Origin of the sequence: Streptomyces eurythermus, from assembly GCF_014649115.1 — a bacterium.
GTDB lineage: Bacteria > Actinomycetota > Actinomycetes > Streptomycetales > Streptomycetaceae > Streptomyces > Streptomyces eurythermus.
Genome location: NZ_BMSK01000015.1, coordinates 167,109 through 182,482, shown reverse-complemented (window position 1 = coordinate 182,482; position 15,374 = coordinate 167,109). Strand labels below are relative to the sequence as shown.

Genomic DNA, 15,374 nt, shown 5'->3' with positions numbered 1-15,374 from the left:
AGAGTGTCCGAAGCCGGGGCCCGGTTCCAGGCGGCTAGCGGGCCTCGGCCGCCGCCGCCTCGAAGTCGAAGCGGGCCAGGTCGCGCAGCCACGACTCCGCGTTGCCGTCCGAGGGGGCGCGCCAGTCGCCGCGCGGGGAGAGCGAGCCGCCGGCCGAGACCTTGGGCCCGTTCGGCATCGCCGAGCGCTTGAACTGCGAGAAGGCGAAGAAGCGGCGGCAGAACACCTCCAGCCAGTGCCGGATCTCGGCCAGGTCGTATGCCACCCGCTTGGCCTCGGGGAAGCCGGGCGGCCAGGCGCCGGCCTGAGGGTCGTGCCAGGCGTGCCAGGCCAGGAAGGCGACCTTCGAGGGCCGGAAGCCGTAGCGCAGCACCTGGAAGAGGGTGAAGTCGTGCAGCGCGTACGGGCCGATCTTGGACTCGGTGGACTGCATCTCCTCGCCCGGCACCAGCTCGGGGCTGATCTCGGTGTCCAGGATCGCGGACAGCACCTTGCCGGTCTCGTCGTCGAACTGGTCGCTGGCGATGACCCAGCGGATCAGGTGCTGGATGAAGGTCTTCGGCACCCCGGAGTTGACGTTGTAGTGGCTCATCTGGTCGCCGACGCCGTACGTGGACCAGCCGAGCGCCAGCTCGGAGAGGTCGCCGGTGCCGAGCACGATGCCGCCGCGCTGGTTGGCCAGCCGGAACAGGTAGTCGGTGCGCAGGCCCGCCTGGACGTTCTCGAAGGTGACGTCGTAGACCGGCTCGCCGGCGGCGAAGGGGTGGCCGATCTCCTTCAGCATCAGCCGGGCGGTCGGCGTGATGTCCAGCTCGGCGGCGGTGACGCCGAGGGCGCGCATCAGCTTGTGCGCGTTGTCCTTGGTGTGGTCGCTGGTGGCGAAGCCGGGCAGGGTGAAGGCCAGGATGTCGCTGCGGGGTCGGCCCGCGCGGTCCATCGCCCGGGCGGCGACGATCAGCGCGTGCGTGGAGTCCAGGCCGCCGGAGACGCCGATGACGACCTTGGGGCCGCCGATGGCCGCGAGTCGCTGCTGGAGCCCGGCGACCTGGATGTTGTACGCCTCGTAGCAGTCCAGGGCGAGCCGGTCGGGGTCGGCGGGCACGAACGGGAACCGCTCGACGCGGCGGCGCAGCCCGAGGTCGGTGCGCGGCGGGTCCAGCTCGAAGGAGACGGTCCGGAAGTCCCCGGTGCGCGCGGCGTGGGCCCGGCGGTTGTCGTCGAAGGTGCCCATCCGGTGGCGTTCCTGCCGCAGCAGGTCGAGATCGACGTCGGCGACGGTGCACTGGTCGCCGAGCGGGAAGCGGTCGGACTCGGCGAGCAGCACCCCGTTCTCGTAGATCATGGTCTGTCCGTCCCAGGACAGGTCGGTGGTGGACTCGCCGAGGCCGGCCGCCGCGTAGACGTAGGCGGCCAGGCAGCGGGAGGACGCCGAGCGGCACAGCAGCGCGCGGTCCTCGGCCCGGCCGACGGTGATGGGGCTGCCGGAGAGGTTGACCAGCACGGTGGCCCCGGCGAGGGCGGCCTCCGCGCTGGGCGGCACCGGCACCCACATGTCCTCGCAGATCTCGGTGTGCAGCACCAGCCCGGGTACGTCCTCGGCGGCGAACAGCAGGTCCACGCCGAACGGCACCTCGGCGCCGGCGACGACGATGGTGCCGCCCCGCTCGTCGTGGCCGTCGGCGATCTGCCGGCGTTCGTAGAACTCGCGGTAGTTCGGCGGGTACGACTTCGGTACGACGCCGAGGACGCGGCCCCGGTGGACGATCACCGCGCAGTTGTAGATCCGGTGGCGGTGGCGCAGCGGGGCGCCGACGACCAGGACGGGCAGCAGGTCGGCCGAGCCGGCGACGAGCGTGTGGAGCGCCGCCTCGACCTGGTCGAGCAGCGCGTCCTGGAGGAGCAGGTCCTCGATGGAGTAGCCGGTCAGGCCCAGCTCGGGGAAGACGGCGACGGCGACGCCCTCGTCCGCGCACCGGCGGGCCTGGCGCAGGACCGCCTCGGCGTTGGCGTGCGGGTCGGCGATGACGGTGTGGCCCGTGCACGCGGCGATGCGCGCGAAGCCGTGGCTGTACAGCGACCAGAAGTTCAACGGGGCTTCCTTCATGATTCAACAGACCGCACTGACGAAGCGAATCTCCTCCTGAGGGAAGCCTAGATCCCGGCCGCCCGGAGCCCGGGACCCGGCCACGTACTCGGGCACGTATGCGCACGCGGCTGAGTACGTGCGCTCTGTGCGCGGGCGGCGCGCGGCGCGAGGGTGGAGGTATGCGAAAAGGAGCAGGCAAACCCACGCGCGACGCCCTCAGGGTGCTGCCGGTCCTCGCGCCCGCCGTGGTCGCGCCCCTGGCGTGGGCCGGCTGGCTGGGCTGGGACCAGCAGCGGGACGTCCACGCCGACGGCACGACGACCGGCCCGTACCAGGCCTGGCAGGTGATCGGACTGGTCCTGACCCAGCTGGCGCCGGTGTACTGGGCCACCGCCCGCCGCCACCCCCTCGCCGCCGTCCTCGGCACCTCGGCCGGCCTGACCGCCGCCGCGTACTACGACTGGTCCGACGACGCCAGCGGCCTGTTCGTGATCGGCGTGGGCCTGGTGACCCTCGGCAGCCTCGCCGCGACCGCCGCGGCGACGGCGGCGATCACCTTTGTACGACGCGCCCTCAACGGAGACGGCGAGCCACCCAGGGCCGGGCACCTGTCGTAGGCGGGCTGCCGACGGTACGGAAAAAAGACGCCGGGGCGGACGGCCGGGATCGGTACGCTGGGGCGCATGGTGACTGGTCCGGTTCGTGTGCGTTTCGCTCCTTCTCCGACCGGCATGTTCCATGTCGGCGGGGCGCGGTCCGCTCTCTACAACTGGGCGGTGGCGCGACAGTCCGGCGGCCGGTTCGTGCTGCGGATCGAGGACACCGACGCGGCCCGGAACAAGCCGGAGTGGATCGACGGCATCATCAGCGCGCTGGCGGCGATCGGCATCCACGACGAGGACCCGGTGTTCGAGGGGCCGTACTTCCAGTCGCACAACGCCGGCCGGCACCGGGAGGCGGCCGAGGGGCTGTTCGCGGCGGGGCGGGCGTACTACTGCGACTGCACCCGGGAGCAGTTGAAGGAGCGCACGGGGTCGGAGCACCTCGGGTACGACGGGTTCTGCCGGGAGCGGGGGCTCGGGTACGCGGCCGGGCGGGCGCTGCGGTTCCGGACGCCGGACGAGGGGGAGACCGTCGTCGCCGACCTGGTGCGCGGCGAGCCGGCGTTCCCGAACAGCGCGATCGAGGACTTCGTGATCGCCCGCGGTGACGGCTCCCCGGTCTTCCTGCTCGCCAACGTCGTGGACGACCTGGACGAGGGCATCACGCAGGTCGTCCGGGGCGAGGAGCACCTGTCGAACACGCCGAAGCAGCAGCTGCTGTGGGAGGCGCTCGGTGCCGAGCCGCCCGTGTGGGCGCATCTGCCGGTGATCGTGAACGAGAAACGGCAGAAGCTGTCCAAGCGCCGGGACAAGGTCGCGCTGGAGGACTACCTCGCCGAGGGCTTCCTGCCCGAGGCGATGGTGAACTACCTGATGCTGCTCGGCTGGGGCCCGGGCGGCGACCGGGAGATCATGCCGTACGAGGAGCTGGAGCGGCTCTTCCGGATCGAGGACGTGAACACCGCACCGGCCTTCTTCGACGTGAAGAAGCTGACGGCCTTCAACGGCGAGTACCTCCGTGCCCTGGCGCCCGCGCAGTTCGCCGCGGCCTGTGTGCCGTGGCTCGTCGCCCCGTACGCCCCGTGGCGGCCGGAGGCGTTCGACAAGGACGTCTTCGAGGCGGCGGCCCCGCTGGCCCGGACCCGGCTGACGCGGCTCTCCGAGATCACCGGCTACGTGGACTTCCTGTTCCTGGACGAGCCGGTCGAGGACGAGGCGTCGTGGCACAAGGCGATGAAGGAGGGGGCCGCGGACATCCTCACGGACGTCCGCGCCGGACTGGCCGGCGTCGCCGGCTGGAGGGCGGAGGAGCTGAAGGGCGTCCTGCTCGCCGTGGGGGAGAGGCACGGGCTGAAGCTGGGCAAGGCCCAGGCCCCGGTCCGGGTCGCGGTCACCGGGCGCACGGTCGGGCTGCCGCTGTTCGAGTCCCTGGAACTGCTCGGCAGGGAGCGGACGCTGGCCCGGCTGGACACCGCGATCCGGCGCCTGGCGGGGCGGGGCGCGCCGCGGTAGGGCGGGGTCAGTCCTGCTCGCCGAGTTCGGCGAGGCGGGCGCGCAGGCGGGCGTTCTCCTGTTCCAGGGCGTCCATGCGGGCGCGGACGGGGCGGAGGGCGGTCTCCAGCTCCTCCTCGGTGTAGCGCGGGGTGATGTGCTGGTGGCAGTTCCAGTTGAAGCCCTCGACCTCGACGATCATCAGGCGCTCCACCTTGCCGTCGGTGCGCGGCTCGTCGAGCCGTTCGGTGAGCGCGGGGTCCTCGTCGAGCCCCTGGGTGCGGGCCCGGCCCAGCAGTTTCAGACGGGCCTGCCGGGCGTAGTCCATGAAGAACAGCGCGACCCGGCCGTCGGTCCGCAGGTTCCCGGTGGTGATGTACTGCCGGTTGCCGCGCACCTCCGCCCAGGCCAGCCGCCGCTCGTCCAGGACGTGTACGAAGCCGGCGGGGCCGCCGCGGAACTGGATGTAGGGCCAGCCGGTCTCGCCCGTGCTGGCCAGGTAGAACCCGTCCCGGGTGGTGAGGAACGCGGCCTCGTCGGGGCCGAGTTCGTCCGGCCCGGTGTCGGGCTGGGCGAGGGCGCGCACCCCTAACAGGCCGCTGCCCTGCTCCTCCTGGACGCGGCGCACGCTGTCCGTGTAGGCGAGGTGTGCGAACCGTCCCATCTAGCGCTCCCCCTCCCCGTCGTTTGTGGCCGCGCCCGCTCGCGCGGCCGGCGTGGCACCCAGGACGGAGGCGAGCAGGCCGGGGAAGCGCCGCTCCAGCTCCTCGCCGCGGATCCGGCTGACCCGGGTGTTGCCCCGCAGATGCGTCTCTACGAGGCCGCTCTCGCGCAGGGTGCGCAGATGGTGGGAGACGGTGGAGCGCCCGACCGGCAGCTCCAGCGCGCCGCAGGGCGCCTCGCCGACGGTGTCGAGCAGCCGCACGATCTGCAGCCGTACCGGGTCCGCGAGGGCTTGCAGCACGGTGCCGATCTCCACCGTGGCGAGGTCCGGCTGCGGCAGCCGGGTCTCCTCCGTCGTTCGCATCCTGCCTCCAGGCTCTTCCCGCCTCGCGCGGCCCGGCGGCACCGGTGCGGGGGAGGCGAGGTCGCGCGACTATGGCGATGTCGCTCGACATCTACGATACACATCGAACCTCTATTACGATCGACATCGACATACTTGACGTCCATCGAAACTCAGGTGCTTCCATGACCCCTCCCGCCGCACAGCAGGGGCGCGCCTGGCGGACCCACGCCTGTGTGCTCGCACTCGGCACGTTCGCCGTCGGCACCGACGCCTTCGTCATCGCCGGTCTGCTCCCCGACATCAGTGACTCCCTCGACATCTCCGTGGGCGCGGCGGGCCAGCTCGTCAGCGTCTTCTCGCTGGCCTACGCCCTGCTCTCCCCGGTGCTCGCCGCGTTCACCGCCCGCTGGTCACGCCGTACGGTGCTGATCACGGGGCTCGGCGTGTTCGCCGTCGGCAACGTGGTGACCGCCCTCGCCCCCGACTACGCGCTGGTCCTGGCGGCCCGGGTGATCGCCGCGGCCGGCGCCGCGATGTTCACCCCGAACGCGGGCGCGACCGCGGCGACCCTGGCCGGACCCGAGCACCGGGGCCGGGCGATCGCCATCGTCACCGTGGGGCTGACCGCCTCGCTCGCGCTGGGCGCGCCGCTCGGCACCGTCATCGGGGAGGCGCTGGGCTGGCAGGCCACCATGTGGTTCGTCACCGCGCTCGCCCTGGTCGTGGCCCCGGTCATCGCCCTGCGGCTGCCCGACGTCACCCTCGGCGGCCCGACCCAGCTGCGGCGGCGCCTCGCCCCGCTCGCCGACCGCAAGGTCGCCGGGGTGCTGGCCGGCACGCTGGTCGCGTTCATCGGCATCTACCTGCCCTACACCTACATCAGCGCCGTCTTCGAGCCCGCCACCGGCGGGGACGGCGGCAAGGTGGCCGTACTGCTGCTGGTCTTCGGCCTGGCGGGGACGGCCGGCAACCTCACCGCGGGCCGGCTCGCCGACCGCAAGGGGCCGCGCACGGTGGTCATCGGCGCGACGCTGCTGCTCACGGTGGTGTTCGCGGTCATGGCCGGCGTCCGCTCCTCCTACCCGGCGGCCGTCGCGCTGACGGCGGTGTGCGGCATCGCCTCCTGGTCGGTGACCGCGCCGCAGCAGCAGCGCGTCATGGCGCTGGCCAGCCCCGGCAGCGAACCCCTGGCGGTCTCCCTCAACGCCGCCGTGATGTACCTGGCGATCTCGCTGTCCAGCGCGCTGGGCGCCGGGATCCTCGGCGCGACGGGTGCCGTGTGGATCGCCTGGGCGGGCGCCGCTTTCGCCGTGGCCGCGGCGCTGGTCACGGCCGCCGCCGCCCGCAGCGAGCGGGCCGGCGCCGGGACCGGGGAGCCGGAGCCGGCCGGGGCCCAGGGGGTGTCCGCCGGTTAGCGGCATCCGGTGCCGCCGGCGGTGGATCAGCGGCGCGAGCTGCGGTCTTACGTCGGAAGACCTAGAACTAAACAGGCGTTGATATTTCTCCGGGGCGGGCGTAGCGTCGTCAACGCCCCTCGCTGGAGAGGGAGTCGGCGAGTGCCCCGGCCGTGCGCAGGTACGACACGCCCTGCGCGACCCCCGTCGGCCGGGGCTCCCGCCCCCTTTCCGCGCACGTGTACCGACGAAAGGCTGAGGGATGATCCTGGTGACCGGTGCGACCGGCAACGTCGGCCGGAACCTGGTGCGCGAACTGCTGGACGCGGGAGCGCGGGTACGCGCGCTCACCCGTGACCCGCGGCGCGCCGGCCTGCCGGACGGAGTCGACGTGGTCCGGGGCGACCTGACCGACGCCGAGTCCCTCGCCTCCGCGCTGCGCGGAGTGGAGCGGGCGTTCCTCTTCCCCGTGCACGGCCGGCTGGGCGCGTTCCTGGACGCCGCGACGCGGGCGGGGCTGAAGCAGGTGGTGCTGCTGTCCTCGCAGTCGGTGGTGGACGAACACCTCGGCCGGGAGCGGATGGGCAGGCTCAACGCGGCCGACGAGCAGGCCGTCATCGCCTCCGGTGTGCCGTGGACGTTCCTGCGCCCCGGCCCGTTCATGGTCAACGACCTGCCGTGGGCGTGGGGCGTCAAGGCGGAGGGCGTGGTCCGCGCGGCATACGGCGACGCCGCCACCGCACCCGTCGACGAGCGGGACATCGCCGCCGTGGCCGCCCGCGCCCTGCTGGACGACGACCACGTGGCGCAGGCGTACGAGCTGACCGGCCCCCAGTCGCTGACCCAGGTTGAGCGCGTACGCATCCTCGGCGAGGTGCTCGGCAGGGAGCTGCGCTTCGAGGAACTGTCGCCCGAGGCGGCCCGGGAGCGGATGACCCGGCACCTGGAGGCCGAGACGGTCGACTCCCTGCTGCGCATGTTCGCCCGTCAGTCGGGTACGACGGTGCCGGTGTCCACGGCGGTGCGGGACGTCACCGGCCGCCCGGCGCACACCTACGCCGAGTGGGCGGCCCACCACGCCGGTGACTTCAGGTGACCGGAAGCCGTCCGCAGGCAGGCGCGGAACCGGAGCGCAAGGGCGAGCGCACGCGCCGGCGGATCATGGAGGCCGCGCGCCGCAAGTTCGCCGAGGTGGGCTACGAACGCGCCACGATCCGGGCCATCGCCGCCGAGGCGGGAGTCGACAAGGCGTCCGTCATCCAGTACTTCGGCACCAAGCAGGAACTCTTCCGTGAGGCGGTCCGCTGGCACGTCCCGATCGAGGAGCTGACGACCCCGGACCCGGCCCGCACGGTCGACAACTACCTCCGCGCCATGCTGAGCAGCTGGGCGGCCGACCCGGACAGCCCCATGGCGGTGCTGCTGCGCACCAGCATGACCAGCGAGGAGGCCGCGGAGCTGCTGCGCCGGCATGTGACCAAGGAGACCGTCGAGCGGGTGGCGGCGAACGTCGACGCCCCGGACGCGCGGCTGCGCGCCGCGCTGTCCGGGGCGATGATGTTCGGCATCGCGACCCAGCGGTACCTGCTGCGCATGCCCGACCTGGCCGAGGCCGACCTGGACGACGTACTGCGCCTGGCGGCACCGCTGTTCCGCACCCTGATCGCCCCCGGCTCGGAGCCGGAGCGCGGCTCGGAGCCGGGGGCGGTGCCGGGGTCAGAACCCGGGACGGATCCGGAGGCGGTGCCCGGGCCCGGGTCCTGACCGCGATCGGCCGTCAGCCGAGGGCCTCGGACCGGTCGGCGACGATGGCGATGAGTTCGTCCAGGTCGTACTGGGCACGCCGGGGGCTGCCGTAGCGGGTGATCTTGCCGCGGCTGGCCCACTTGCGGATGGTGGCCTCCGTCACCCCGGCCGCGAGCGCGGCGAGTTCCGTGGGCACGAAGCGCCGCCGTGGCGTACGGCTCATCGGGCGGCCTCCTCGCGGACACCGGCCCGGTCGGCCTGGACACCGGCCCGGTCACCGTCGTGGCGCCGGGTGACGCGCTCGCCGCGCGAGGCGGTCCGCCGCATGCGGTGCGCGACCAGCAGCCACTGCTGCGGCGGCAGCGCGTGCCCGGCGTCGCACGACACCTGTCCCGGCGTCGCGTCGTCCCCGTCGTGCACCACGGCGCGCAGTGTGCCCGCGCAGCCGGACCGCAGGCAGCGCCCCAGGTCGACGCGGTGGGCGGGGCCGGGGCCCGCGATCCGGCGGGCGGACCTCGCGAGCGCGGCGATCTCCTCGGCGAAGTCACCGGCCGCCGGATGCGCGGCCAGCCATCCGGAATGGCGGATGAGGAAGGACACGAGGGGAGGAATCCCCTCCTGGGACGGGCCGGCCGTGCCGCACTCGTCCACCACCAGGCGCGCCCAGGAGCCGAGCGTGTTCTGCGTTTCCGTCCGTATCGCCATGGCTTTCTCGTTGAGAGAAATTCCGGTGGCGCGGCTTCCGGTGACACGCTGGCGCAGGCTGTACGGGGTATGCGCTAACATTCGCCCGCATTCTTCGTAAAGCTCCGCGAGGGTACGCAGAGTTGGGATCAGCGCGTCCGCGCTGGGTTGTTCCTCCGACGTTTCTGACAATGGCAGAGCTTGGCGCATTCCGTTTCCCCGTTTTTTGAACTGGAATTGCTGTTTGTCGGACCCGTCGTTGGGTCGTGGCTGGCCGGCCATGGTCCTGGCCGGGCGCGGATGCCTGCTGCGGCGCAGGACGGCGCCGCGCGGCGGAATGGCGCGACGCGCGCGCTGAATGATGGTTTCGAATGTGCCGGATACGTGCGGTGAAATCGCGGTTTATCAGTGTGTACTGCCCCCGTGCAACCGAATGAATTCAGGCCTGTGGGCCCCCGGCTCGCAGTCACAGTCTGCGTAGGCGGCCAAGGCTTCGTCAAGCAAAGAAAGGGGAAAGTGGAGCCCGGCGATCATTTCTCGCGGGGCGGGAAAACGGGGGATGGATGTCCGGGGTTGTGCCTTACACCCCATGTATGCGACGGCGTTTTCCCCGGAAGGGTGCACCTTTTTGTGCAGTATGTTCGCAGGTGTCCGTAAATCCGGCTTGTTCCTTGTTCGGGGGGCCGGGCCGGCCCTCGCCCGACCGCTGCTGTTGACGGATTGTCACCAAGCCGTCTGGTTAGGATGGCCGGGATCGTGCGTGGTGGAGAGACGGGGGTCGCCATGGACATGCACGCGGTTTCGGCCGAAGGACGGACCGGTGAGCGCGTCCGTGCGGGCGGCACCACGCACGCGGAGCGCGTGTTCCGGGTCCAGCAGGCGTTCCTCAAGCTGCGCGGCCGGACGCACGGCCCCGGAGCGCTGGCCGAGGCGGCCGGACTCGACGACTCCGCCGTCCACCGCATCCTGCAATCCGGCATCTACGAGGGCGTCTTCGACCGCGTCGGCCGCGGGATGTACCAACTCGGCACCACCGCCGCCCTAGTGGGCATGCAGGCCATGGCGCACACCCTCGACCGCCACACCGCCCGGTCGATCCTGCTCAGGCTGCGCGCCGCCACCGGGGGCGGGCTCGCCTTCCTCTACACGCTCGCCCCGTTCGGCGGCGCCCAGCGGCAGTGCGTCGACATGGCCGTCGGGGACTCCGACCTCTCCGAACTCGGCATGACACCCCGCGAGGTGCTGACCGTCACCCGCTCGCTGCGCGTCGGCGCGTCGGGCCGCGCCATCCTCGCGTACCTCCCGCGCCCCATCCAGGAACGGATAGCCGCCGAGCCCGCCGTGGCCGAGGCGGGCCCCGGTGTGCTGGTGGACAACGACGCGCTGTGGGACTCGCTGCGCGACATACGCGACCAGGGCTACGCCATCGGCCTGGAGGAGTGCATCGCCGGCTGGAACTCCTGCGCCGCCCCCGTGATGTGGGACGGCTGGGTCTTCGGCGCGGTCCTCGTGCTCCTGCCGGACTCCGCGCACGTCCACCCGGACGTGATCGACGCGACGACCACCGCCGCGACCCAGCTCAGCCTGTCGCTGGGCCCGCACCACCGCGTCATGTGAACGAGCCGTTCCCGCCGGCTCCCGTGAACAAGCCGCCCTTGCACGGCGATTGACATCCTCCGACCGACCTGTCACGCTGATCGGGCGGCACACGTGTGCCCTCAGGTCGGTGTTCGCTCCGCCTCGCGCCAGTCGCCGGGGCGTACAGAGCCACCTCGCCGACGCTTCACCCGGCCTCACCCTCACCTTCCCTCTCGTCTGTCGCCTCCGCCCGCCCGGAACCACGTACCCCGGCGGGCGGCGACATGACATGCCCTCAGCCACCTCACCGGCGTCTCCCCGTCCCGGGACGTACGCAACAGGAAAGGAGGCGCGGATGGACGCTGCCCTCGTCGACGTTCCCGTGGTCATCGTGGGAGCAGGCCCCACGGGGCTGATGCTCGCCGGTGAACTGCGCCTCGCCGGAGTCGAGACCGTCGTCATCGACCGCCTTCCCCGGCCCAGCGGAGAGTCCCGCGGGCTCGGTTTCACCCCTCGCACCATGGAGGTCTTCGACCAGCGCGGACTGCTGCCCCGCTTCGGCGAGATCGTCACCAGCAGGCTCGGCCACTTCGGCGGCGCCCCCGTCGACTTCGGCGTCCTCGACGGCGCCCACTTCAGCGTCAAGGACGTACCCCAGCACCGTACGGAGGCGGTGCTCGGGGCATGGCTCGCCGAGCTCGGCGTCCAGGTGCGGCGCGGCCGCGAACTCGTCGCCCTCACGGCCGGCGAGGACGGCGTACGCGTCGGCATCGAGGGCCCCGACGGCCCCGAACGGCTGCGCGCCGGCTACCTGGTGGGCTGCGACGGGGGCCGCAGCACGGTCCGCAGGCTCGCCGGGTTCGACTTCCCCGGCACCGCCGCCACCATGGAGATGTACCTCGCCGACATCACCGACTGCGAGGTGCGGCCCCGCCCCATCGGCGAGTCCGTGCCCGGCGGCATGGCCATGTCGGTGCCCATCGGCGACGGCATCCACCGCATCATCGTCTGCGAGCGCGACAACCCCCCGCGCGAACGCACCGGACCGCCGCCCTTCGCCGAGGTCGCCGCCGCCTGGCAGCGCCTGACCCACCAGGACATCAGCGGCGCCACCCCGGTGTGGATCAGCGCCTTCGGCAACGCCGCCCGCCAGGTCACCGAGTACCGCCGCGGACGCGTCCTGCTGGCCGGCGACGCGGCGCACATCCACCTGCCCGCCGGCGGCCAGGGCATGAACACCGGCATCCAGGACGCCGTCAACCTGGGCTGGAAGCTCGCCGCCGTCGTACGCGGCACGGCCCCCGAGGCGCTGCTCGACACCTACCACGCCGAGCGCCATCCGGTCGGCCGCCGGCTGCTGACCAACACCCAGGCCCAGGGCCTGCTCTACCTCAGCGGCAGCGAGATGCAGCCGCTGCGCGACGTGCTCGCCGAGCTGATCGCGTACGAGGACGTCAGCCGCCACCTCGCCGGAATGATCAGCGGCCTGGACATCCGCTACGACGTCGGCGCGACCGGCCACCCGCTGCCCGGCCGCCGCATGCCGCACCTGGAACTCGTGACCGCCGACGGCGGCAAGACCAGCACCACCGCCCTGCTGCACAGCGCGCGCGGCCTGCTGCTCGACCTCGCCGACGACCCCGGGACCCGGCGCGTCGCCGCCGGCTGGGCGGACCGCGTGGACACCGTCACCGCGACCCCGCACGGCACCGCCCAGGACCGGCCGCCGCACGGCGCCACCGCCGTACTGGTGCGCCCCGACGGCCATGTGGCCTGGGCCGCGCCCGGCGGTCCCGGGGCGCTGACCGCCGCGCTGGAGCGCTGGTTCGGCCCGTCCCGCTGACGACCGGGCCCGCTGCGTCACCACCCCATCTCTTGCGTCACCCGCCCGAGCAACTCCGGCCGCGCCCGGCCGTGTCCGGTCGCGAACCGTCGTGAGGAGACACCCACCATGAAGCACAGCACGTTGATCGTGGCCCGGATGGAGCCGCACGCCAGTGACGACGTCGCGGCCCTCTTCGGCGCCTTCGACGACACCGAGATGCCCCACCGCATGGGCACCCGCCGCCGTCAGCTGTTCAAGTACCGGGGCCTGTACTTCCACCTCCAGGACTTCGACACCGACAACGGCGGCGAGCTCATCGAGGAGGCCAAGACCGACCCGCGCTTCATCCGGATCAGCGAGGACCTCAAGCCGTTCATCGAGGCGTACGACCCGCAGACGTGGCGCTCGCCCAAGGACGCGATGGCCACGCGCTTCTACCACTGGGAGGCCTCCGCATGACGCCCCGGCGCGTCGTCATCACCGGCATCGGCGTGCTCGCGCCGGGCGGCATCGGCGTGAAGAACTTCTGGAGCCTGCTGAGCGAGGGCCGCACCGCGACCCGCGGCATCACCTTCTTCGACCCCGCCCAGTTCCGCTCGCGGGTCGCCGCCGAGATCGACTTCGATCCGGAGGAACACGGGCTGAACCCGCAGGAGACACGGCGCATGGACCGCGCCGCCCAGCTCGCCGTCGTCGCCACCCGCGAGGCGGTCGCCGACAGCGGCATCGAGCTGACCGGCATCGACCCGTACCGCGTCGGGGTCACCGTGGGCAGCGCCGTCGGCGCGACCATGGGGCTGGACCAGGAGTACCGGGTCGTCAGCAACGGCGGCCTGCTCGACCTGGTCGACCACACGTACGCGGTCCCGCACCTGTACAACCACATGGTCCCCAGCTCCTTCGCCGCCGAGGTCGCCTGGCAGGTGGGCGCGGAGGGCCCCAGCACGGTGGTCTCCACCGGCTGCACCTCCGGCCTGGACTCGGTCGGCCACGCGGTGGAGCTGATCCGCGAGGGCTCGGCGGACGTCATGATCGCCGGTTCCTCGGACGCGCCGATCTCGCCCATCACCATGGCGTGCTTCGACGCGATCAAGGCGACGACCCCGCGCAACGACGACCCCGGGCACGCCTCCCGCCCCTTCGACGGCACCCGCAACGGCTTCGTGCTCGGCGAGGGCTCCGCCTTCTTCGTACTGGAGGAGCTGGAGAGCGCCCGCGCGCGCGGCGCCCACGTCTACGCCGAGATCGCCGGCTACGCCACCCGCTCCAACGCGTACCACATGACCGGGCTGCGCCCCGACGGCGCCGAGATGGCCGAGGCCATCCGCGTCGCGCTCGACGAGGCCCGGATCAACGGCGACGAGATCGACTACATCAACGCGCACGGCTCCGGCACCAAGCAGAACGACCGGCACGAGACGGCCGCGTTCAAGAGGAGCCTCGGCGACCACGCGTACCGCACCCCGGTCTCCTCCATCAAGTCGATGGTGGGCCACTCGCTGGGCGCGATCGGCTCCATCGAGATCGCCGCGTCCGCCCTGGCCATGGAGCACGGCGTCGTGCCCCCGACGGCCAACCTGCACACCCCCGACCCCGAGTGCGACCTGGACTACGTGCCGCTCACCGCCCGCGAGCACCGCACGGACACCGTCCTGACGGTCGGCAGCGGATTCGGCGGATTCCAGAGCGCCATGGTGCTCGCCCGGCCCGAGAGGAGCGTGGCATGACCGGCACGGCCACGAAGGTGGTGGTCACCGGACTGGGCGTCGCGGCCCCCAACGGCCTGGGCACCCAGGACTACTGGGCGGCGACCCGGACCGGCAAGGGCGGCATCGGCCGCGTCACCCGCTTCGACCCCTCGCAGTACCCCTCCCGGCTGGCCGGCGAGGTCCCCGGCTTCGAGGCCCGCGACCACCTGCCCAGCCGGTTGCTGCCGCAGACCGACCACATGACGCGGCTCGCGCTCGTGGCCGCCGACTGGGCGCTCGCCGACGCCGGGGTGAAGCCGCAGGAGCTGCCCGAGTTCGACATGGGCGTGGTCACCGCCAGCTCCTCGGGCGGCTTCGAGTTCGGCCAGCGCGAACTCCAGGCGCTGTGGAGCAAGGGCGGCCAGCACGTCAGCGCCTACCAGTCCTTCGCCTGGTTCTACGCGGTCAACTCCGGCCAGATCTCGATCCGCAACGGCATGAAGGGGCCCAGCGGCGTCGTCGTCAGCGAGCAGGCGGGCGGACTCGACGCGCTCGCACAGGCCCGCCGGCAGATCCGCAAGGGCACCCGGCTGATCGTCTCCGGCGGCATGGACGCGTCCGTGTGCACCTGGGGCTGGGTCGCCCAGCTGGCCGGCAAGCGGCTGAGCACCAGCGACGACCCCGAGCGCGCCTACCTGCCGTTCGACGCCGAGGCGCGCGGGCACGTCCCGGGCGAGGGCGGCGCGATCCTCATCCTGGAGAACGCCGAGGCCGCCCGGTCCCGGGGCGCCCGGACCTACGGCGAGATCGCGGGCTACGGCTCCACGTTCGACCCCAAGCCGGGCAGCGGCCGTCCGCCGGGCCTGCGCAAGGCGATCGAGCTGGCCCTCGCGGACGCGGGCGCGACCCCGGACGAGGTGGACGTGGTGTTCGCCGACGCCGCCGCCGTCCCGGAGCTGGACCGTATCGAGGCCGAGGCGCTCACCGCCGTCTTCGGTGCCCGCGGCGTCCCGGTCACCGCGCCCAAGACCATGACCGGCCGCCTGTACTCCGGCGCTGCCCCGCTGGACGTGGCCACCGCGCTGCTCGCCATCGAGGAAGGGCTGATCCCGCCCACCACGAACGTCGAGCCGGCCGACGGCTACGACCTGGACCTGGTCACCGGCGAGGCCCGCCCGGCCGAGGTGCGCACGGCACTCGTCCTGGCCCGCGGCTTCAACGGGTTCAACTCCGCGCTCGTGGTCCGCGCCACCCCCTGACGATCCCGCGGC

Annotated in this window: 15 protein-coding genes; 10 read left to right on the top strand and 5 right to left on the bottom strand. The window is 72.6% G+C overall.

Translation table 11 applies throughout. From position 1 onward, the window contains the following. Positions 1 to 34: 34 nt before the first annotated feature. Entirely contained in the window at positions 35 to 2,104 is a 2,070-nt protein-coding gene (locus IE251_RS27570; protein ID WP_189755698.1) for an NAD(+) synthase, read from the bottom strand. Between the two features lie 161 nt (positions 2,105 to 2,265). Here IE251_RS27570 and IE251_RS27565 point away from each other — a divergent pair, with 161 nt between their 5' ends. Both IE251_RS27565 and gltX read left to right on the top strand, forming a co-directional pair. Further along, positions 2,266 to 2,703, top strand: a complete 438-nt coding sequence (locus IE251_RS27565; protein ID WP_189755697.1) for a hypothetical protein — start codon at positions 2,266 to 2,268, stop codon at positions 2,701 to 2,703. 114 nt (positions 2,704 to 2,817) lie between these two features. After that, positions 2,818 to 4,200, top strand: coding sequence for a glutamate--tRNA ligase (gltX, locus tag IE251_RS27560; RefSeq protein ID WP_229896964.1), 1,383 nt, complete (start codon positions 2,818 to 2,820; stop codon positions 4,198 to 4,200). 7 nt (positions 4,201 to 4,207) lie between these two features. Here the strand turns inward: gltX and IE251_RS27555 are convergent, their stop codons facing one another. Together IE251_RS27555 and IE251_RS27550 are read right to left on the bottom strand one after the other, a co-directional pair. Then, entirely contained in the window at positions 4,208 to 4,843 is a 636-nt protein-coding gene (locus IE251_RS27555; protein ID WP_189755695.1) for a pyridoxamine 5'-phosphate oxidase family protein, read from the bottom strand. Continuing rightward, positions 4,844 to 5,206: an ArsR/SmtB family transcription factor gene (locus IE251_RS27550; RefSeq protein ID WP_189755694.1), complete on the bottom strand. Its 363-nt coding sequence runs from the start codon at positions 5,204 to 5,206 to the stop codon at positions 4,844 to 4,846. 164 nt (positions 5,207 to 5,370) lie between these two features. Here IE251_RS27550 and IE251_RS27545 point away from each other — a divergent pair, with 164 nt between their 5' ends. The 3 genes from IE251_RS27545 to IE251_RS27535 all read left to right on the top strand — a co-directional run bounded on the left by IE251_RS27545 (position 5,371) and on the right by IE251_RS27535 (position 8,346). Further along, the gene (locus tag IE251_RS27545) at positions 5,371 to 6,603 is read left to right on the top strand and encodes an MFS transporter (protein WP_189755693.1); all 1,233 of its coding nucleotides are present in this window, start codon (positions 5,371 to 5,373) and stop codon (positions 6,601 to 6,603) included. A gap of 241 nt (positions 6,604 to 6,844) precedes the next feature. Further along, entirely contained in the window at positions 6,845 to 7,678 is an 834-nt protein-coding gene (locus IE251_RS27540; protein ID WP_189755692.1) for an NAD(P)H-binding protein, read from the top strand. Next, complete coding sequence (locus IE251_RS27535; RefSeq protein ID WP_229896963.1) at positions 7,675 to 8,346, top strand: TetR/AcrR family transcriptional regulator; 672 nt, start codon at positions 7,675 to 7,677, stop codon at positions 8,344 to 8,346. The genes IE251_RS27540 and IE251_RS27535 overlap by 4 nt, the downstream gene beginning before the upstream one ends. Positions 8,347 to 8,359: 13 nt before the next feature. On the opposite strand, the gene IE251_RS27530 is transcribed toward IE251_RS27535, so the two are convergent. Together IE251_RS27530 and IE251_RS27525 are read right to left on the bottom strand one after the other, a co-directional pair. After that, the gene (locus tag IE251_RS27530) at positions 8,360 to 8,551 is read right to left on the bottom strand and encodes a hypothetical protein (protein ID WP_030790987.1); all 192 of its coding nucleotides are present in this window, start codon (positions 8,549 to 8,551) and stop codon (positions 8,360 to 8,362) included. Continuing rightward, the gene (locus IE251_RS27525) at positions 8,548 to 9,033 is read right to left on the bottom strand and encodes a hypothetical protein (protein WP_189755691.1); all 486 of its coding nucleotides are present in this window, start codon (positions 9,031 to 9,033) and stop codon (positions 8,548 to 8,550) included. Before IE251_RS27525 ends, IE251_RS27530 begins: the two co-directional genes overlap by 4 nt. 762 nt (positions 9,034 to 9,795) lie before the next feature. On the opposite strand from IE251_RS27525, the gene IE251_RS27520 reads away from it, so the two are divergent. From IE251_RS27520 to IE251_RS27500, 5 genes are all read left to right on the top strand, one after another. After that, the gene (locus IE251_RS27520) at positions 9,796 to 10,629 is read left to right on the top strand and encodes an IclR family transcriptional regulator domain-containing protein (protein WP_229896962.1); all 834 of its coding nucleotides are present in this window, start codon (positions 9,796 to 9,798) and stop codon (positions 10,627 to 10,629) included. A 316-nt stretch (positions 10,630 to 10,945) separates the two neighbouring features. Continuing rightward, positions 10,946 to 12,433: an FAD-dependent monooxygenase gene (locus tag IE251_RS27515; protein ID WP_189755689.1), complete on the top strand. Its 1,488-nt coding sequence runs from the start codon at positions 10,946 to 10,948 to the stop codon at positions 12,431 to 12,433. Positions 12,434 to 12,541: 108 nt separating this feature from the next. Next, positions 12,542 to 12,874: a TcmI family type II polyketide cyclase gene (locus IE251_RS27510; protein ID WP_030619579.1), complete on the top strand. Its 333-nt coding sequence runs from the start codon at positions 12,542 to 12,544 to the stop codon at positions 12,872 to 12,874. Then, entirely contained in the window at positions 12,871 to 14,142 is a 1,272-nt protein-coding gene (locus IE251_RS27505) for a beta-ketoacyl-[acyl-carrier-protein] synthase family protein (RefSeq protein ID WP_189755688.1), read from the top strand. Before IE251_RS27510 ends, IE251_RS27505 begins: the two co-directional genes overlap by 4 nt. After that, positions 14,139 to 15,362, top strand: a complete 1,224-nt coding sequence (locus IE251_RS27500) for a ketosynthase chain-length factor (protein WP_189755687.1) — start codon at positions 14,139 to 14,141, stop codon at positions 15,360 to 15,362. Before IE251_RS27505 ends, IE251_RS27500 begins: the two co-directional genes overlap by 4 nt. Positions 15,363 to 15,374: the final 12 nt, after the last annotated feature.